The organism is Kosakonia sp. MUSA4, assembly GCF_013085925.1.
Taxonomy (GTDB): domain Bacteria; phylum Pseudomonadota; class Gammaproteobacteria; order Enterobacterales; family Enterobacteriaceae; genus Kosakonia; species Kosakonia sacchari_B.
Genome location: NZ_CP025697.1, coordinates 2,282,762 through 2,302,290, shown reverse-complemented (window position 1 = coordinate 2,302,290; position 19,529 = coordinate 2,282,762). Strand labels below are relative to the sequence as shown.

General features: G+C 54.0%; 17 protein-coding genes and 1 pseudogene. 8 read left to right on the top strand and 10 right to left on the bottom strand.

Translation table 11 applies throughout. The annotated features are described in order from the left end of the window. Positions 1-1,005, top strand: a complete 1,005-nt coding sequence (gene ftrA / locus C0557_RS11015; protein ID WP_208658456.1) for a transcriptional regulator FtrA — start codon at positions 1-3, stop codon at positions 1,003-1,005. 107 nt (positions 1,006-1,112) lie between these two features. Beyond that, complete coding sequence (gene mgtS / locus C0557_RS11010; RefSeq protein WP_035885781.1) at positions 1,113-1,208, top strand: protein MgtS; 96 nt, start codon at positions 1,113-1,115, stop codon at positions 1,206-1,208. Between the two features lie 674 nt (positions 1,209-1,882). On the opposite strand, the gene C0557_RS11005 is transcribed toward mgtS, so the two are convergent. Together C0557_RS11005 and dcp are read right to left on the bottom strand one after the other, a co-directional pair. Then, positions 1,883-2,101 (bottom strand): hypothetical protein, encoded by a 219-nt coding sequence (locus C0557_RS11005; RefSeq protein ID WP_007374905.1) that lies wholly within the window; start codon positions 2,099-2,101, stop codon positions 1,883-1,885. Between the two features lie 446 nt (positions 2,102-2,547). Further along, positions 2,548-4,593: a peptidyl-dipeptidase Dcp gene (gene dcp, locus C0557_RS11000; RefSeq protein WP_208658455.1), complete on the bottom strand. Its 2,046-nt coding sequence runs from the start codon at positions 4,591-4,593 to the stop codon at positions 2,548-2,550. A 178-nt stretch (positions 4,594-4,771) separates the two neighbouring features. On the opposite strand from dcp, the gene ydfG reads away from it, so the two are divergent. Beyond that, positions 4,772-5,521 (top strand): bifunctional NADP-dependent 3-hydroxy acid dehydrogenase/3-hydroxypropionate dehydrogenase YdfG, encoded by a 750-nt coding sequence (gene ydfG, locus C0557_RS10995; protein WP_007374903.1) that lies wholly within the window; start codon positions 4,772-4,774, stop codon positions 5,519-5,521. Between the two features lie 89 nt (positions 5,522-5,610). Beyond that, entirely contained in the window at positions 5,611-6,297 is a 687-nt protein-coding gene (locus C0557_RS10990) for a GntR family transcriptional regulator (protein ID WP_208658454.1), read from the top strand. 81 nt (positions 6,298-6,378) lie between these two features. On the opposite strand, the gene C0557_RS10985 is transcribed toward C0557_RS10990, so the two are convergent. Further along, entirely contained in the window at positions 6,379-7,215 is an 837-nt protein-coding gene (locus C0557_RS10985; protein ID WP_208658453.1) for a DUF1796 family putative cysteine peptidase, read from the bottom strand. A gap of 711 nt (positions 7,216-7,926) precedes the next feature. Here C0557_RS10985 and ydfZ point away from each other — a divergent pair. Continuing rightward, positions 7,927-8,130, top strand: coding sequence for a putative selenium delivery protein YdfZ (ydfZ, locus tag C0557_RS10980; RefSeq protein WP_007374899.1), 204 nt, complete (start codon positions 7,927-7,929; stop codon positions 8,128-8,130). A 62-nt stretch (positions 8,131-8,192) separates the two neighbouring features. Here ydfZ and C0557_RS10975 read toward each other — a convergent pair whose 3' ends face one another. From C0557_RS10975 to C0557_RS10955, 5 genes are all read right to left on the bottom strand, one after another. Further along, the gene (locus C0557_RS10975; RefSeq protein WP_208658452.1) at positions 8,193-9,656 is read right to left on the bottom strand and encodes a mannitol dehydrogenase family protein; all 1,464 of its coding nucleotides are present in this window, start codon (positions 9,654-9,656) and stop codon (positions 8,193-8,195) included. A gap of 180 nt (positions 9,657-9,836) precedes the next feature. Then, on the bottom strand, positions 9,837-11,210 hold the full coding sequence (locus C0557_RS10970) for an MFS transporter (protein ID WP_208658451.1): 1,374 nt from the start codon (positions 11,208-11,210) through the stop codon (positions 9,837-9,839). 57 nt (positions 11,211-11,267) lie between these two features. After that, positions 11,268-12,284 carry a Zn-dependent oxidoreductase gene (locus C0557_RS10965; protein WP_208658450.1) on the bottom strand — a complete coding sequence of 339 codons (1,017 nt, stop codon included), beginning with the start codon at positions 12,282-12,284 and terminating at the stop codon, positions 11,268-11,270. A gap of 14 nt (positions 12,285-12,298) precedes the next feature. Further along, positions 12,299-13,513: a D-mannonate dehydratase ManD gene (manD, locus tag C0557_RS10960; protein WP_208658449.1), complete on the bottom strand. Its 1,215-nt coding sequence runs from the start codon at positions 13,511-13,513 to the stop codon at positions 12,299-12,301. A 116-nt stretch (positions 13,514-13,629) separates the two neighbouring features. Beyond that, on the bottom strand, positions 13,630-13,956 hold the full coding sequence (locus C0557_RS10955; RefSeq protein ID WP_043953648.1) for a YnfA family protein: 327 nt from the start codon (positions 13,954-13,956) through the stop codon (positions 13,630-13,632). A 148-nt stretch (positions 13,957-14,104) separates the two neighbouring features. Between C0557_RS10955 and C0557_RS10950 the strand changes: the two genes are divergently transcribed. After that, positions 14,105-14,443 (top strand): DUF1283 family protein, encoded by a 339-nt coding sequence (locus C0557_RS10950; RefSeq protein WP_074779153.1) that lies wholly within the window; start codon positions 14,105-14,107, stop codon positions 14,441-14,443. A gap of 109 nt (positions 14,444-14,552) precedes the next feature. On the opposite strand, the pseudogene C0557_RS10945 reads toward C0557_RS10950, so the two are convergent. Beyond that, positions 14,553-15,363: pseudogene (locus C0557_RS10945) on the bottom strand (chromate transporter). A gap of 288 nt (positions 15,364-15,651) precedes the next feature. Then, positions 15,652-16,362 carry a YnfC family lipoprotein gene (locus C0557_RS10940; RefSeq protein WP_208662904.1) on the bottom strand — a complete coding sequence of 237 codons (711 nt, stop codon included), beginning with the start codon at positions 16,360-16,362 and terminating at the stop codon, positions 15,652-15,654. Positions 16,363-16,645: 283 nt separating this feature from the next. Between C0557_RS10940 and C0557_RS10935 the strand changes: the two genes are divergently transcribed. Together C0557_RS10935 and ynfE are read left to right on the top strand one after the other, a co-directional pair. After that, positions 16,646-16,927 (top strand): DUF1161 domain-containing protein, encoded by a 282-nt coding sequence (locus C0557_RS10935; RefSeq protein WP_208658448.1) that lies wholly within the window; start codon positions 16,646-16,648, stop codon positions 16,925-16,927. A 153-nt stretch (positions 16,928-17,080) separates the two neighbouring features. Further along, positions 17,081-19,519 (top strand): selenate/tellurate reductase subunit YnfE, encoded by a 2,439-nt coding sequence (ynfE, locus tag C0557_RS10930; RefSeq protein WP_208658447.1) that lies wholly within the window; start codon positions 17,081-17,083, stop codon positions 19,517-19,519. The last annotated feature ends 10 nt before the right edge of the window (positions 19,520-19,529 follow it).

The window sequence follows — 19,529 nt, the reverse complement described above, 5'->3', positions numbered from 1 at the left end:
ATGCCAGATAACACCAGGATAATGACAACTTTACGACATTCCCCCGCAGCGCACCGTGTTGTTGCCCTCGCCTATGATGGGCTTTGCACCTTTGAGTTTGGCGTCGCGGTGGAGATCTTCGGTCTGCCGCGCCCGGAAATGGGCGATAACTGGTACCACTTCGCCGTGGCGGCAGTGGATGCCGGAGCACTGCGGGCGACCGGCGGTATTCGCATAACGGCCGAAGGCGGGCTGGAACTGCTGGCCGACGCGCAGACCATTGTCGTGCCCGGCTGGCGCGGCGCAGAGTCGCCCGTTCCGGCTGATTTGTGCGCTGCGCTCCAGCAAGCCTGCCAGCGAGGTTGCCGCATTATCTCCATCTGTTCCGGGGTGTTTGTGCTGGCGGCGGCGGGCCTGTTAAACGGGCGCAAAGCCACCACCCACTGGCGTTATACCGACGGGCTGCGCGAGCGCTATCCGGCCATTGTGGTGCTGGAGGATGCGCTCTATTACGACGAAGGGAATGTGATGACGTCCGCTGGCAGCGCGGCAGGGATCGATCTCTGTCTGCACGTGGTCCGTGAGGATTTTGGCCTTGATGCGGCGAACATGGTCGCCCGGCGGCTGGTGGTTCAGCCACACCGCGATGGTTCGCAGACGCAGCAGCTTATCCGCCCGGTTGCCCGCACGCGCGAGAGCCGCCAGTTGGGGCAGTTGTTTGATTTCCTCCACCAGCAACTTGCGGAAAGCCATACCGTGGCGTCACTGGCGCAGCGGGTGGGCATGAGCCCGCGCACCTTTTTACGCCGCTTTCAGGAATCGACAGGCACCACACCAGCGCGCTGGATTTTACAGGCGCGGTTACAGCGCGCTCAAACGCTGCTCGAACAAACACGCATACCTATTGATCTGGTCGCCGGGCAGGCAGGATTTGGTAATGCCGCGTTGCTGCGCCACCATTTTCATCAGCGGTACGGCATCTCCCCGGCGATGTACCGCAAGAAGTTTGCCGAAATGGCGAAATAACGCGCGCCATTCAGGCTTTATTGAGGTTCACCAGGTTATTATCTCTCCATCGCGGCTAAATAATTAAGGTAAGAGAGGCAAGTTGGTTAATTAGATGGAGGTTTAAAATGATGGCAAATATGCATGTCTTTATGGCAGTACTGGGAGTGATTCTTTTTTCCGGATTCCTTGCTGCTTATTTTAGCCACAAATGGGACGACTGATGAACAGCGATAATCCCCCACCGGGAAGGCCCCTTGCGTAAATGCGTGAGGGGCCTTTTTTCATTATGCCAAAAAAAAACCGCCGTATTGGCGGTCAATGCTTGCATGGATGGTTTTGTATTGTTCTGTACGTTCACTCAACGGGATAGGTAAACGCCGTGCTGACTACGTTAGCAGTTACTGCCTCAATAAAGGTTAAACAAAGCTGAGCTGGCGATAAAAAAAACGCCAGCGAAACGTTTTGCTATTGAAATTATTGAAGATATATCTTTCAGCGCAATGAGAATATGTTAACGTCAAATCACCACTTCACAGACCGGAGGGATTATTCCCAATCTCAAATTTCAGTGCCCGGTTTGCAGCAGCCGAAAGTTTTTATTCACCACATTCTGCCAGGAACGGCAACAGCCACATGGCGCAATTTGCTCAGTATGTGGAACAAGACTGACGGCCAGAACCTGTATATCCACGCCGCGTCGCAGACGCTGGCCAAAACCTGTAATGTAAATGGGCCTCGCTGAGGCCCTTTTGATTTTTATATTTTGCCTGATGCGTGATAATTCAGGTAACTGCACAAACTGCCCGCATTTTATTTTTCGCTATTTGCACGAAACGCTAACGTTCAATTCTGGCTGCGACATGGCGTAAAAAAACCGCCCTCAGGCGGTCGTTAATTAATAAAATTTCCGGATGGCCTGTTCGGTTTCCTGTTGGCTCACCAGATCGGAGAAACGGGCAACCAGGAAGGTTTCGCCATCCAGTTCCCAGGGTTCAATCGGGATTTCGAGAAACGAGCTCTGCTCATTTTTGAACGTGACCGATTTTGCATTGTCTTCCACGGTCACGTTTTCAACCTTACCACCGGCGCGTATTACCACTACATTTTTGGTCATGTCGGTTACCTCAGTTGCTCAAATTTGATTCGACATTAGCACAGTCATTGTCTGAATGCCCGGGTTATGCCACAGAATGTTAACGTTCAAATCAGGTCCTTTAATTTGGCTTAATGAACGACATAACGCCACGGTCGTAAATGTGAGATAGCCCACACTTTAACAACTGAGTGGGCTAAAAGCGGCAATTAACGCGGTAAAGGGAGCGGAAATTAAAAAGCCAGAGGCCCGGTGATGCAGGCCTCTGGCTGAGGAGTTTACGGTGATGCCGGGTGCCTCCCGGTGAGTTCGCGCCAGACCACGAAACCCGCGATACCCCAAAAAGGTTTGACTGGTTGCCCCTCCGCGCAGGGGGATTCATCACCATCTGTTACGGTATTTCTCACGCGGAAACAGGTCAATAACCCTGCGAGTTATGTAACTTTTTAAAGCATTTCCGCCCGTAATTAATCACTTAACCCGCGATTTTTCAGCATCGGCTCGATCTGCGGATCGTGGCCGCGCCATTGCCGATAAAGCTCACCGAGATCGGTGCTGTTGCCGCGCGACAAAATGGCTTCGCGGAATCGTTGCCCATTTTCACGGCTTAAACCGCCCTGCTCCACAAACCACTGATAACCGTCATCGGCCAGCATCTGCGTCCATAAATAGGCGTAATAGCCAGCAGCATAACCGCCACCAAAAATATGCGCGAAATAGCTGCTGCGATAGCGCGGTGGTACTGCCGCCAGATCGAGCTGCTCCTTGCGAATAGCTTCACGCTCAAACGCATCGACATCATTTACCCCGGCGCCATCGGCCAGCGCATGCCAGTTCATGTCGAGCAGTGCCGCGCTCAGCAGTTCCGTCATGTCGTAGCCTTTATTGAACTGGGTGGCTTGCAGCATTTTCTCGCGCAGCGCCTCCGGCATCGGCTCGCCGCTCTGATGATGACGGGCGTAGTGCGCGAAAACCTGCGGCTGGCTGGCCCAGTGCTCATTGATTTGCGAGGGGAATTCAACGAAATCGCGCGGCGTATTGGTACCGGAAAGCGTGGCGTAACGCTGGCTGGCAAATAGCCCATGCAGCGTGTGGCCAAACTCGTGGAACAGCGTGATCACTTCATCCCACGACAGCAGCGCCGCCTGCCCGGCGGCTGGTTTCTGGTAGTTACAGACGTTATAGATCACCGGCTGCGTACCGTTCAGCGTCGATTGTTCAACAAAATTGCCCATCCACGCGCCGCCGCTTTTTGAGTCGCGAGCGTAGTAATCGCCGTAAAACAGCGCCAGACCGCGGCCGTCAGCATCGAAAATCTCCCACACGCGCACGTCGGGATGATAGACCGGAATATCAAAACGCTCGGTGAACCGAATGCCAAACAGCTCGCTCGCCGCCCAGAACACGCCGTCCGTGAGCACAGAGTTCAGCGCGAAATAGGGTTTGATTTGTGATTCATCCAGCGCATATTTCGCCAGACGAACCTGCTCGGCATAGAACGCCCAGTCCCAGGCCTGCGCGGTAAAGCCGCCCTGCTGGGTGTCAATCGTCTGCTGAATATCAGCCAGTTCCCGCTCGGCGCGCGCGCGCGCGGCAGGAGCGATATCGCGCATAAATGTCAGCGCGGCCTGCGGCGTACCGGCCATCTGATCGGCGATTTTCCAGCTGGCGAAATCATTAAAGCCAAGCAGTTTTGCCTGCTGCGCGCGAAGCTGCACCAGACGCAGTACAATCGCGCGGGTATCATTGGCATCCCCGCGCTGCGTGCGCAGCCAGCCGGCGGTAAACAGATTTTCACGGGTCTGGCGATCGCGCAGCGCGGCCAGCGCCGGTTGCTGGGTGGTATTGAGCAGAGAGAGCAGCCAGCGGTTTTCCAGCCCTTTCGCCTTCGCCGCTTCGGCGGCCGAGGCGATCTCTTCGGCACTTAAGCCGTCGAGTTGATGGACATAATCCACCACCAGCCCGCCCGCTTTATCCGCAGCCAGCAACCGCTGGTTAAACTGGCTGGTCAGCGCCGCCGCTTCGGTATTCAGCGCTTTCAGCGTCGTTTTATCTTCTGCGCTCAGCATTGCGCCTGCGAGGACAAACTTCTGATACGTCGTTTCGACAAGGCGCAGCGATTCTGCATCCAGCCCCAACGCTTCACGCTGACGCCATACGCTTTCCACGCGAGCGAACAACGTATCATCAAGGTAAATATCGTTCGCCAGTTCCGCCAGTTCCGTGGAAAACGCCTCATCGAGCTGCTGTAAAAAATCATTGGTATGCGCGGAGGTCATGGCGAAGAAGACGCTGGTCACCTGATTCAGCAGATGACCGCTCTGCTCCAGCGCCAGCAATGTATTGTCAAAATCGGCGGCAGCAGAGTTCGCCGTAATGGCGGCGATCTCCGCGCGCTTTTGCCGCACGCCTTCGTCAAATGCCGGGCGATAGTGTTCATCAGTAATCACATCAAACGGCGGCGCCTGATACGGCAGCGGGCTTGCAGAGAAAAAGGGGTTAGTAACCGACATGTTTCGCTCCTGAACAGGGTGAATCTTTTCAGAGTAGGCATCCGCTGCGCGCATCGCAATCATTTCTCTCTCTGCGGCCGCACAAGCGTGCGTTTTTTGCCACACTGTAACTTGTGTTACCGCAAACATGCGGTCATGCTAACGTTCAACACCACAAAAAGCGTTGAGGAACAGTGAGATGATTATTCTGGTTACCGGGGCAACGGCAGGTTTTGGCGAAGGCATCACACGCCGTTTTATTCAGAACGGCCACAAAGTGATCGCCACTGGCCGTCGTCAGGAACGTTTACAGGAGCTGAAAGACGAGCTGGGGGATAACCTCTACATCGCGCAGCTGGATGTTCGCAACCGTGCGGCAATTGACGAGTTGATGGCTTCCTTGCCAGCACAGTGGCGCGATATTGATGTGCTGGTCAACAATGCCGGTCTGGCGCTGGGGCTTGAGCCTGCGCATAAAGCCAGCGTCGATGACTGGGAAACGATGATCGACACCAACAACAAAGGTCTGGTTTACATGACGCGCGCGGTACTGCCGGGCATGGTGGAACGTAATCGCGGCCATATCATCAATATCGGTTCAACGGCGGGGAGCTGGCCGTATGCGGGTGGCAACGTCTACGGCGCGAGCAAAGCGTTTGTACGCCAGTTCAGCCTTAACCTGCGTACCGATCTGAGCGGTACGGCGGTGCGCGTGACCAATATTGAGCCTGGTCTGGTCGGCGGTACGGAGTTTTCGAACGTGCGCTTTAAAGGCGATGATGCCAAAGCGGGAAAAACCTACGAGAATACCACTGCGCTGACGCCGGAAGATGTCACCGAAGCGGTCTGGTGGGTGGCGACGCTGCCGAAGCATGTCAATATCAACACCCTTGAGATGATGCCGGTAAGCCAGACGTATGCGGGCTTAAGCGTTCACCGTCAGGGTTAACTTTCCCACCCGGCCTGCGGGCCGGGTATGGGATGTACAGTAAATAAATGGTATGGTAGCCGGGTTAACCCTTTAAAAAGTAAGAGCGAATGGCCGCTGAAACGCAACTCAACCCTACACAGCCCGTAAATCAACAAATTTACCGCATTCTACGGCGGGATATTGTGCATTGCCTGATCCCACCGGGTACGCCGTTGTCGGAAAAAGAGGTGTCGGTGCGTTTCGACGTTTCGCGCCAGCCGGTGCGTGAAGCCTTTATTAAGCTGGCGGAAAACGGCCTGATCCAGATCCGCCCGCAGCGCGGCAGTTACGTTAACAAAATCTCCATGACGCAGGTGCGTAATGGCTGCTTCGTGCGCCAGGCGATCGAATGCGCCGTCGCCCGCCGCGCCGCCACGCTGATTGATGACAGCGCCTGCTACCTGCTTGAGCAAAACCTCAACCAACAGCGCATCGCCATCGAGCGCAAGCAACTGAATGATTTCTTCGAGCTGGATGACAATTTCCACCAGAAGCTGGCGCAGATCGCCGATTGCCAGCTGGCGTGGGACACCATCGAAAACATCAAAGCCACCATCGACCGCGTACGCTATATGAGTCTTGACCACGTTTCGCCGCCGGAAATGCTGCTGCGCCAGCATATGGATATCTTTTCCGCGCTGGAAAAACGTGACCCTGACGCCGTCGACCACGCCATGAGCCTGCACTTGCAGGAGATCAGTGAATCCGTAAAAACCATTCGCCAGGAAAATCGCGACTGGTTCAGCGAGGATTAACGTCCTCGCCGGCCACAGACATTGGCGGTGAGCCGCCATCACAGCAGCTCGCCGCCCTTGAAATACGTCTCGCGTCAACGGCTAAACCGGCATTCCAGTGTCTGTAGCGACCGGCACCGGCTCACGGCGGGATTCGCCTTTGCTCAGGTTGTACCGATCAACGGTGTCAAACATCTCGGTAAAAAGCGCGTCATCCTTTCGCGCCCAGAACGTATCCTGATCCTCGCCGCCCCAAATCTCATGAGTATGACAGGCGAACTCCAGTAAGCCGGAGTGATGCGGCGTGAAATCGATACGCTTCTGTGTCTCCTGCGGGACGATATTCTGATAGAAAAGCACAACTTCACACTCGCAGCCTTTCGCGTTGTACAACGACAACAGCTCATTCAGATGTTCTCTTAACAGAGCAAGATCGGAATTCGCCGTGACGCGGTGATGGTAAAGGAAGACGAAATTTTTATTTCCTCGCCAGGCGAGTTGACGCTCAATGCGCCGTTTGAATGTCTGCTTATCGGCGGAAATGCCGAGGGGATCGTGATGCGTAAATTCAAATCCCAGCATATGTCTTTCGCTGTACTGAGCCACGCAATCCTTATAATAGGTGGAGCGCACAACAGAATGGTCGCCATCCGGGAAATGTTGCAAATATGTTTTGTCCAGTAAATTCTGGTAATTATCTTTTTCCATCTGAAGAATATATTCTATATTAGAACGCCCGGAGGAAAAAATAGAACTGAACGATTTTCTGTTGTGCCGACGAAGAATATCATCCGGCAGGCAGTTTTCCCCCAGGGAAATCCAGTACACGTCCGCATCACCGCTATGACGATATTTCCATTTCTTCCGCAGATGCGTAATTGTACGTTTAAGCGACTTAAGATGATTTCTCACCTGTTGCTTGATGACTTCACTTTTCATTAAACCATCCCCATTCCGTATCGTTATAACACCATTAAAATGGAGCGATAAGACATCTCATCTCCATTTAAATTGTTATTAATATCAATGAATTAAAATAAAACAACATTATAAAAGGCGTTCATATTCCTCGCCTGTTTGTTAATAACAAGGCGACATTAATGGAATAATTTCAACTCGTGATAATTCCGAATATCTTTATTTTGTTGTTGCTGGCGGAAAATTCAGTACAGAATAGCCAGCCGAAAATTAATCTGTCAGCCTTTATCACTTGCCGACAAAACCAGGCTTCCTGCACGCCTCTTTCGCTTCGGTTTTATTTAAAACAATCGCCCTCTTTTTTATTCAAAAGAAACCCGACGCAGGATTTTACCGCGCTAAAAAGAATAAAAACCCCGAAACAGTCACTAACATATCGTTACAGAGTGTACGCGTTATCGCGCGGCAGGTAGTAATCAGGAAAATCTTAAAAGCTTTTTATCATTGATGAATAAAAATGGGATCGGGGAAATAAACGCGAGGTTTTTTACCTATATCAGTTTGATTTAAGGCGTTTGTCATCGCGTGATGCCAAAAATTTTTTCAGCAAAAAAGTGTGATGTTGATCAAAAACAAAAACTCGTTATCTCAGGAGCGTATTTATAAAGCGTCCGTAGCGGGGACATCTTCTGCCCCGTTTCGTTTTTTGGATATCAACAAGGAGAAACCACCATGGTGACTTATGATCGTAACCGTAATGCAATTACCACCGGCAGCCGCGTAATGATTAATGGTACGGGCCGTACTGGCAAAATCATTGCGATTCACGCAGCCGGGCTGGACGCCGCGCAACTGCGTCGCAGTAAAACGGTAGAAGTGGAAGGTTGTGAAGGTAAATTCGAACCGGTTGAACTGATTCGGCTTGGTCTGCACTAAATGGTGAAAATGCCCACATAAAGGCAAAAAGAATGCCGCCTGGGCGGCATTCTTTCGACGATTTACAGCGCTGCGGCGTATTCTGCCACCGTCGCTTTCGCCCCTTTCTCCAGCAGAGAACGATACGCTTTCTGTACCTGCGCCACAAAGGCCGCTTCTTTCGGCAGTTCGTTGCCAAAAATCGCTTCGATGCCCAACAGAGCCTGCACGCGCGCTTCACCTTCCGCGCTTGCGTTAACCGCGCCCTGAATCACCGTCAACAGCGGATCGCACACTTCGATCGCCTGACCTTGCTCATCAACACCGCCGACGTAGCGCATCCAGCCCGCCACGCCCAGCGCCAGCAACGCAAAGGAATCCTGATGCGCTAAGTGCCAGCGTACAGAATCGAGCATACGCTGCGGTAATTTCTGGCTGCCGTCCATCGCGATCTGCCAGGTACGGTGACGCAGCGCAGTGTTGCTGTAACGCGCAATCAGCAGATCGGCGTAACGCGCAAGGTCAACGCCCTTCACTTTCAGCGTTGGCGCCTGCTCTTTCAGCATCAGCGCGTGCGCCGCGCGGCGATAGTTGTCGTCGTCCATACATTCGTTGATGTGCTGGTAACCGGCCAGGTAACCCAGATAAGCGAGGAAGGAGTGGCTGCCGTTCAGCATACGCAGTTTCATCTCTTCGAACGGCACGACGTCGGCAACCAGTTCGGCGCCCGCTTTTTCCCACGCCGGACGACCCGCAACAAAGTTATCTTCAATCACCCACTGGCGGAACGGCTCGCAGGCCACGCCCGCCGGATCGCGCACGCCGGTAAGCTGTTCGATTTTATCCAGCGTTTCCGCCGTTACTGCCGGAACAATACGGTCCACCATGGTCGACGGGAACGTCACGTTGGCGTCAATCCAGTCGGCCAGTTCCGCATTCACCGCACGGGCATAAGCGCATACCACATTGCGGGTAACATGGCCGTTTTCCGGCATGTTATCGCAGGACATCACGCTGAATGCCGCCAGCCCTGCCGCTTTACGACGCGCCAGCGCTTCCACCACCACGCCAACTGCGGATTTCGGCTGCCGCGGGTTTTGCAGGTCGCCAACGATTAACGGATGATCGAGCATCAGTTTGCCGGTCGCCGGCGAGTGGCAATACCCTTTTTCGGTGATGGTCAGCGAGACAATCGCCACCTGCGGCTCGCACATGGCGGCCAGCACGGTTTCCAGGCCATCAACCTGCGCGTGCAGTGCGCGTTTCACCACGCCAACCACTCGCGCTGTCCACGCGTCGGCGGACATTTCCGCCACGGTGTACAGATTATCCTGCTGTTTCAGGTCGGCAATCTGCTGCTCACCGCCGATCAGATTGACTTCGCAGTAACCCCAGTCGCTGCCATGCTCTGCGGCCAGAATATCCGCATACACCGACTGGTGGGCGCGATGAAAAGCGCCAAACCCCAAATGCACAATGCGTGGAACCAGTTTGTTACCATCGTAAGTAGGTAACGTGGCTTTCGCCTTTAATAGCCTGTTTTCCATGGTGGGACTCATCTTATTAAGTGAAACAGTGGTTCAATAGATTACGGGCTGTCGCAAATCAGACTATGATTTACGACAGCATTTGCGGACTACACTAACTAGAATGGTAACCAAATATGTCAAAATCCCGTTAACTTAACCTCTGGCTCAACGTTCACTTCCGGTAATTAATAAGGGGTTTCAGATATAGTTCCGGTTTCCTACCGGCTGGGCCGCAGCACGCGGTTCAGCCGCGTCTTGCAGAATATTCAAATCGCGGTCGCGCACTTCCGGCATCAGCACGGCACAGAGCAAACCAATCAGCGAGTAGGCCACCAGCATAACGACTATTGGCCACCAGGAGCCGGTCATATTGCAGAAGATCCCCGCCAGTACCGGCCCGAATCCGACGGCCACCAGCCCGCCCGCTTCTTTCGAAATGGCCATCCGCGTGAAGCGATTACGGGAGCCGAACATTTCCGCCATGGTGATGTTTTCCAGCGCGAATAACCCGAGCACGGCAACGTTATGAATGACGATGATCGACAGCATAATCACGCCGGGGTTGTAGCTCTTATCGACGATGATCGCCATCATTGGGTACGCGAGAATGATCGCCGAGATACACAGGCAGATATAGGGTAAACGACGCCCCACTTTGTCGGACAGCCAGCCCAGAAACGGAATGGTAAGGAAGCCAATAATCGAACTGATCATCAGGGCATCGGTCGGAATGCGTTTTTCGAACAGCAGGGTTTGTACCAGATAACCCGCGAGGAAGGTTTGAATTAACCCGGAGTTACCGGCCTGACCAAAGCGCAAACCGGTCGCCAGCCAGAAAGTTTTGCTGCTGAACATCGCGCCCAGCCCCATTTCCGCACGTTGGCTTTCCGGCGCATGCGCGCCTTCGTGCACCTTCTCGAAGACCGGGCTCTCTTTCAGGTTCAAACGCAACCAGATGGCGAAAATCATCACCACCACGCTGGCGATAAACGGCACCCGCCAGCCCCAGTCGAGCAGCGCTTCGCGATCCAGCGCGAAAAACATCACCGCCCAGATCGCCGTTGCGCTCAGCGTGCCGCAGTTGGTACCCATCGCGACCAGCGAAGAGATAATGCCGCGTTTCCCTTTCGGTGCATATTCCGCCAGCATGGTTCCGGCTCCGGATATCTCCGCCCCTGCGCCAAGGCCCTGAATAATGCGCAGCGCTACCAGCAGTACCGGCGCAAAAATGCCGATCTGCGCATAGGTCGGTAACACGCCAATCAAGGTGGTACAAATGCCCATCATCGTGATGGTGATGAACAACACTTTTTTGCGGCCTATGCGATCGCCCATTTTACCAAAGATAAACGCGCCGATAATGCGCGCCACATAACCCGCTCCGTAGGTTCCCATCGCGAGGATCAGCGCCATTGCCGCCGATTGCTCCGGGAAGAAGATCTCATGAAAAACCAGCGCCGCGCCCAGCGAGTAAAGCTGGAAATCCATGAATTCAAGCGCAGTACCCAGCCAGCCGGAAACGGCGGCTTTCACCAGATCAGAGGTCGTTCTTTCAGCGTTAACTTGCGTCATAATGGCTATCTCGAAAAAAGAAGTATGCGTACCGCTCAACCGCATTTTTCGTTGTAATTAATTGAACGTTAATAAGACTTTACAGCAGTGCCGCTGATCTTTTTCAAACAGTTCAATCGCATCGGTGACATGTTGATAGTCAAATTTATGCGTCACTAACTTCGTCGGGTCGATCAAGGCGCGAGCCAGCCAGTCGATCACCACCGGGAATTTGCCCGCGTTAAGACGCGAAGAGAAAATAGAAAGTTCTTTACCCGTGATGCCCTGCTGGATTATCTGGCTGGGTTCGCTGGAAAATCCCATGATCACAATGCGCGCAGCGGGAGACGCCAGCGCAATCGCCTCCTGTAGAATGGATGGATGACACGCCGCATCAACAATCAGCGTCGGTTTAATGCCCTTCTCTGCCAGCGCTTCCGCCAACGGCTGCTGGCTGTTGTTAATCACCCAGTCCGCGCCATTGCGCTGCGCCATTGCCAGACGTTCTTCGATACGATCGGCAACAATCACCTGCTGCACGTTGTAGACATTTTTCAGCGCTTGCAGCGTGGTTAATCCCATCGGCCCTGCGCCATAGATCAGCGCAATGTCTTTCTCTGTTGGGTTCACCTGGCCTGTGACGTTAGCCGCGATGGTAAACGGCTCGATCATTACCGCATTCTCATCCGGGATTGCCGCCGGAACGGCCCAGGCGTTGCGCGCCGGCACGGTGGCGTATTCGCTAAAACCGCCGTCGCGATGCACACCCAACACCACTAGTTCGTTGCAGACATTCGGTTTGCCAACGGAGCACGGATAGCAATGACCGCAGCTGATCACCGGGTCAACCACCACGCGTTCGCCTATCCTTTCCGCCGACACGCCTTCACCGACGGCATCGATCAGACCGTAGAATTCGTGGCCAATGACGCGCGGATATTTGGCGAACGGGTTGTGTCCGCGATAAATGTGGCTGTCGGAGCCGCAGATCCCGGCGAGTTTGACCTTCACGCGCACCTCACCGGCGGCGGGTTGCGGCAAAGGGCGTTCAGCGAGCGTTAATTGGTTGGGTTGTTCAATCACCACACTTTTCATTTTGCTTTCCTCTGTTACCAGTTCCACAACGTGCCATCTTCCAGCCGCGCGACCGGCAGATACGCGGGATCGTAGGGGTATTTCGCCGCCAGTTTTTCGTCAAAAACGATGCCCAGACCGGGTTGATCGCCGGGGTGCATATAGCCTTGATCAAAGCGCCAACTGTGCGGGAACACCTCCAGCATCTGTTCGGAGTAACCCATATATTCCTGCACACCAAAGTTGGGCACCCACAAATCAAAATGGAGGGCTGCCGCATGGCAAATCGGCGAAAGATCTGACGGGCCGTGCGAGCCGGTACGTACCTGATAGAGCGAGGCGAAATCCGCAATGCGCCGCATACCCGTAATGCCACCGGCATGGGTGATCGTGGTGCGGATATAGTCGATCAGTTGCTCTTCAATCAGCTGCTTGCAATCCCAGATACTGTTGAACACTTCGCCGACGGCAATAGGGGTGACGGTGTGTTGGCGGATTAACCGGAAGCAAGCCTGGTTTTCAGCCGGAGTGGGATCTTCCATCCAGAACAGGCGAAAAGGTTCGATGCTTTTGCCGAAACGCGCGGCTTCAATGGGCGTCAGACGGTGGTGCATGTCATGCAGCAGATGTTCGTCGAACCCGAATTTACTGCGCACGGCGTCAAACAGTTTCGGCGTGAAATCGAGGTATTTTTCCGTCGACCAGAGCTGCTCTTCCGGCCACTGGCCTTTGGTGGCCGGTTCATACGCCTGGCCTTTGCCTTTTGCCATGCCGTAGGTGGTTTTCATTCCCGGCACGCCACACTGCACGCGGATGGCTTTAAACCCCATCTCTTTGTGCCGCGCGTAATCTTCCAGCACCTCGTTAATGGTGTGGCCGGTGGTATGGCAATAAACCATCACCCCTTCACGGGAAGCGCCGCCAAGCAACTGGTAGAGCGGCATGTTGGCGGCTTTGGCTTTAATATCCCACAGCGCCATATCAATGGCGGAGATAGCCGACATGGTCACCGGACCGCGCCGCCAGTAAGCGCCTTTGTAGAAAAATTGCCAGATATCTTCAATGCGCTGCGCGTCGCGGCCAATAAGTTGCGGGCACAAATGATCTTTCAGGTAGGAAGCAACGGAGAGTTCGCGGCCATTCAGCGTGGCGTCGCCAAGGCCGATGATCCCCGCTTCAGTGGTGATTTTTAATGTGACAAAGTTGCGCCCCGGGCAGGTAACAAAAACCTCAGCGCCAGTGATTTTCATGCGGGTTTCCTTACATCAACGTAATGTGATGCAGAAAACTTACGCAATCAGATAACTACCATACAAGTATAACGATCAAAAAACACGCGAATGATCACAAAATATTAACGAATTAGTTAAGCACGCCCCCATCCGGCGACAATGATTAACATACCGCACATCGCCACAACAGCGCCCAGCCAGTCATAAAGACTCAGCTTCACGCCATCCACTACGCGCAGCCAGATAAGCGCCGTGCAGACATACACGCCGCCGTAAGCCGCATAAACTCGCCCGCTGGCCGCCGGATGCAGCGTTAACAGCCAGACAAACAGCGCCAACGCCAGCGCCGCAGGCACCAGCAGAAGCGGCGTCGCGCCGCGTTTTAACCACAGCCAGGGCAGGAAGCAACCCAGGATTTCACACAGCGCGGTAGCAAAAAAAAGCAGCGTCGTTTTGAGCATTTCTGGCACTATTATTCATGATTGGTTGAACCATCATACCCGATAATGTTCTGAGAGTGGGCGCCGCCCCGGTATGCTGGCAGGCTGAGATCGCATAGAATAGAGAGATGTGGGCTACCCGTTTCTCCCTCAATTTAAGGATATCGCAATGACAACTACACTTAGCAAACGCCTGTGCCTGACCGCAATGCTGACGCTGGGTGCCATCGTGTACACCACCTCCGCAATGGCAGAAACCAACCGTCTGATTATCGAATCGGGCGACAACGCACAAACCCGTCAATCTGCGGCGATGGAAAAAGAGCAATGGAATGACACCCGTACGCTGCGTCATAAAGTGAATAAACGCGTCGAAAAAGAGTGGGACAAAACCGATGTGGCATTTGACGCGCAGGACAACTGCCAGAAAAGCAGCAACTTTAACGCGTACTGGGAACCCAATACTCAGCGCTGCCTCGATCGTCGTACCGGTCGTCAAATTCAATAATTTCACCGGGCGCGCACCGCGCCCGTCTTCCCGCCTTCATCCTCTTGAACATAAAACTCTCGCGTCGCCCAGCGCCGGATATCAGGTAAAAACTTTGCCGGCACCCATATTATGAAAGAAACAGCAGGTGAAGAGTCAGTCCCACAACCGCGCAACCGGCAATGACATGCGTCACTTTTGCTTTAAAGCGAAACAGAGCAATTGCCGCAGCCAGAACAATCAGGGCGGCCGTCCAGTCGACGTTGCCAGCAAACTCTTGCGGCCACAGCACGTGATAACCAAAGAACAGCGCCAGATTGAGAATGACGCCGACGACAGCGGCTGTTATCGCCGTGAGTGGCGCGGTGAATTTGATATCGTTGTGCGTTGTTTCAATAAAAGGTCCACCGGCAAAAATAAATAAAAAAGAAGGCAGGAAGGTGAACCAGGTAACCAGTATTGCGGCAACCGCTCCCCCGAGGAAAAGATGATCCGGCCCAAACACGGTATTGGCATATCCGCCGACGAATCCGACAAAGGCGACAACCATAATTAAAGGACCGGGAGTGGTTTCGCCCAACGCCAGACCGTCAATCATCTGCGTAGGGGTTAGCCACTGATAATTAACGACTGCCCCCTGATAAATGTAAGGCAGTACGGCGTAAGCCCCAGGTACGATGCATCAGCCAGCCGATATACGTTGCCAGCTGCTGCGCTTCAGGCCCTGGTAATACCATGCAGTAGTTCAATGCGTGCAGAAAACGTTGTTCTGAGATCCAGCGCCGGTTTTCCACCAGTTCCTGATGCATGATGGATATTTGCCCTGCCGGGCCGCCAAAACTGATAAATCCCAGCTTCAGCCAGAATAAAAATGCTTCCCGGAAGCTGACGTGATGAGGACTTTCTGGATCGACCATAGCGAGCGACGGGCTTTTACTCATGGTGCGCGGATCTCATTTGGTAAGTCATTAACAGGCCGTCAGACAGCGTAGATGCTGTCTCCAGCAGCTTGTTATCGTCCGTGATGTTCTGACTCTGTCAGAATACGGCCACGCCAGCCGCCTCTGGTGGCTGAACTCTGCCAGTATCCAGTTAATTCTCTACAGATTATTTTGCAATAAAACCCGTGATGATTACGCGCCCCTAAAACAACCGTCTCAGGAACTCATTGCTATGACGGCCATGAACCGCCTGCCACTACCGCGCAGCCAGCGCGGCGGTGGTCTGCATCAATAATAGGCGATGGTATTTTTGATGCTGTATTTGTGGGTAACCTGCGGAGAAGCGCTCAGATCGACAACTTCCAGCGAGCAGCTCAACGGATTGTCGTGGTTGTCGTAGTCGCAGGTCTGTTTCACGCTGCCGAGCGGCTTGTCATTCAGCGTGCTGAGCGATGTGTAATCGAGTTTTTTCCGTTTGTCTTTGGAAGGCGTCGAGGCCACCGTCAGATGCTCGTCCTTTGAGGTCGTGGATTTGCCCAGCGGATAACCTTCCTCATCGTAACGGTATTTCACTTCCATCTCTTTCCCGGTCGCCAGCACGACAAAACCGTTGTCATCGGTGTCCCACGTCACGCCCGCCGCCGGAAACTCAGCTAACTGGCATTTACCCTGCAAGCGCAGCCGCTTCTCTTTCGTTTCCGCATCGAGATAATAATTGGCATCCAGCACCAGCGCGACGCCGCTGTTGTTCTCCAGATCGTGCAGCTCCAGCGTATCGAAACAGCCCTCTTTCGACATTGTTCCGCTGACGCGTTTGGTGACTTCGCCCTTCTCATTTAACAGCGTCTGGCTGAACTCTTTCACCGGGCCACGCAGCGGATCAAAATCGAATTCATTGGAGAAGCTCGCCATCTCTGGCGTAAACGATACCGGTTCCTTCGCGTCATCACATCCGGCGAGCAATGTCACCACAGCGATGAGCAATAGCTGTTTTTTCAATGGGTTCACCACATTTTTCTTCTGGATTGCGCCTATCTTAGCAAAATCTTTACATAGTCGGGCAAACACTTATTTGTCTTACGGCCTAAAACCGGCCAGCGAATACCGGCTGCCCACCACATTTAGTAGCCGGAGCGGCCGTAAAACCACGGCGGCTATGTGTGCCAGCGCAGATAACGTTACTGCCGCATCCGCGATCGCATCGTCAGATAATTCAGAGATTTACCCGGACCTGGTGCGGAAACTGCTAAGCTTACTGCGGGCAAAACTGAAGGAGATGAGAATGCAATATTCACGTTGGTTATGTGCATTACTGCTGGCGGGCGCGGTTCCTGCCTTTGCTGCGCCCGATTCATGCGAGCGGGTCAAGGCGGATATTCAGCAGCGCATCATTAATAATGGCGTCCCGAAATCGGGATTCAGCCTGACAATTGTGCCGAATGACCAGGCAGACCAGGCCGGTTCGCAGGTGGTGGGCCACTGTGCGAATGACACCTACAAAATTCTCTACACCCGCAACAGCGGCGCTGCCCCACAGAACGATCAGGGCGCCGGCACACAATAAAACATAATCCCCCTGAATATCAGGGGGACTCCCCTGCAGTTGATCGTGGTTAAAAACTACGTACCCCCAAAGGATTACCATAAGCACTTCATTAGCCTGCTTCTAATATGAGCGGGTAATTTCTTTTTATTATAAATAATAATGGAGTGAGCTATGTCCGACACTGAACACCAGGGGGGGATCAGCCGACGAACGTTGGTGAAATCTACTGCGTTGGGATCGCTTGCGCTCGCAGCGGGTGCAATTTCCCTTCCTTTCGGCATGCGCTCCGCCGCAGCCGCCGTACAACAAGCCATGCAACCTGCGCCCGATAAAGTCGTCTGGGGCGCCTGCTCAGTAAACTGTGGTAGCCGCTGCGCCCTGCGTTTGCATGTGCGCGATGACGAAGTGTACTGGGTGGAAACCGATAATACCGGCGATGATGTTTACGGTAACCACCAGGTCCGCGCCTGCCTGCGCGGGCGTTCGATTCGCCGCCGCATCAACCATCCGGATCGTCTTAACTACCCGATGAAGCGCGTGGGCAAACGCGGTGAAGGCAAGTTCGTGCGCATTAGCTGGGACGAAGCCCTCGATACGATTGCCAACAGCCTGAAAAGCGTGGTGCAGAAATACGGTAACGAAGCGGTTTACATTAACTACTCTTCCGGCATCGTCGGCGGCAATATTACCCGCTCTTCGCCCTCCGCTTCGGTCGTTGCCCGTCTGATGGCGCTATACGGCGGTTTTCTTAACCAGTACGGTACTTACAGCACCGCGCAAATCTCCTGTGCGATGCCTTATACCTACGGCTCCAACGACGGTAACAGCACCTCGGATATCGAAAACACCAAACTGGTGGTGATGTTCGGCAACAACCCGGCGGAAACCCGCATGAGCGGCGGCGGCATCACTTACTTTCTTGAACAGGCGCGTGAACGCTCGAATGCGCGGATGATTGTTATCGATCCGCGCTATACCGATACGGCTGCCGGACGCGAAGATGAGTGGGTACCGATTCGTCCGGGTACCGATGCCGCACTGGTCGCGGGCATGGCCTGGGTATTGATCAGCGAAAACCTCGTTGACCAGCCGTTCCTCGACAAATATTGCGTCGGTTACGATGAGAAAACCCTGCCAGCCGATGCGCCTGCCAACAGCCACTACAAAGCGTATATCCTCGGTCAGGGCGATGATGGTATCGCCAAAACGCCGCAGTGGGCGTCGCGCATTACCGGTATTCCGGCCGATAAAATTATTAAGCTGGCGCGGGAAATTGGCAGCGCCAAACCGGCCTATATTTGTCAGGGCTGGGGGCCGCAGCGTCAGGCCAACGGCGAGTTGACTTCGCGTGCCATCGCCATGCTGCCGATCCTCACCGGTAACGTGGGCATTAACGGCGGCAACAGCGGCGCGCGTGAATCCACTTACACCATTACCATCGAACGTATGCCGATGCCGCAAAACCCGGTGAAAACGTCGATCTCCTGCTTTACCTGGACGGATGCCATTGCCCGCGGCCCGGAAATGACCGCCAAACGCGACGGTGTGCGCGGCAAAGATAAACTCGATGTGCCGATCAAATTCATCTGGAACTACGCCGGTAACACCATCACCAATCAGCACGGCGATATCAACCGAACCCATGACATCCTGCAGGACGACAGCAAATGCGAAATGATTGTGGTCATTGAGAACTTTATGACCTCTTCGGCGATGTATGCCGACATTCTGCTGCCGGATCTGATGACCGTTGAACAGGAAGACATTATTCCGAACGACTACGCAGGAAATATGGGTTATCTGATCTTCCTGCAGCCGGTCACCGCGCCGAAATTCGAGCGCAAACCGATCTACTGGATTACCAGCGAAATCGCCCGTCGTCTGGGGCCGGATATCTACCAGAAGTTCACCGAAGGCCGCACCCAGCAAGAGTGGCTGAAGTATCTGTACGCCAAAATGGTCGCCAAAGATCCGCAGTTGCCCTCCTATGAAGCGCTCAAAGCGATGGGGATTTATAAGCGTAAAGATCCGAACGGACACTTTGTCGCCTACAAAAAATTCCGCGATGATCCGGTCGCTAACCCGCTGAAAACGCCCTCTGGCAAAATTGAAATCTACTCCAGCCAACTGGCGAAAATCGCCAACAGCTGGGAGCTGGAGAAAGACGAAGTCATCAGTCCGCTGCCGGTTTACGCCTCAACCTTTGAAGGCTGGGACGATCCGGCGCGCGAGAAATTCCCGTTGCAACTGTTCGGGTTCCACTACAAAGCCCGTACGCACTCCAGCTACGGCAACATTGATGTGCTGAAAGAGGCCTGCCGCCAGGAAGTGTGGATCAACCCCATTGATGCCGAGCGTCGCGGTATCAAGCATGGCGATATGGTGCGCGTCTTTAACGAGCGCGGCGAAGTGCGCATTGCGGCGAAAGTAACACCGCGCATCATGCCGGGCGTCAGTGCCCTGGGCCAGGGCGCCTGGCACCAGGCCAACATGGACGGTGACCGTGTCGATCACGGCGGCTGCATGAATACGCTGACCACCCACCGCCCGTCGCCGCTGGCGAAAGGCAACCCACAGCATACCAATCTGGTCGATATTCAGAAGGTTTGAGGAGTAACCG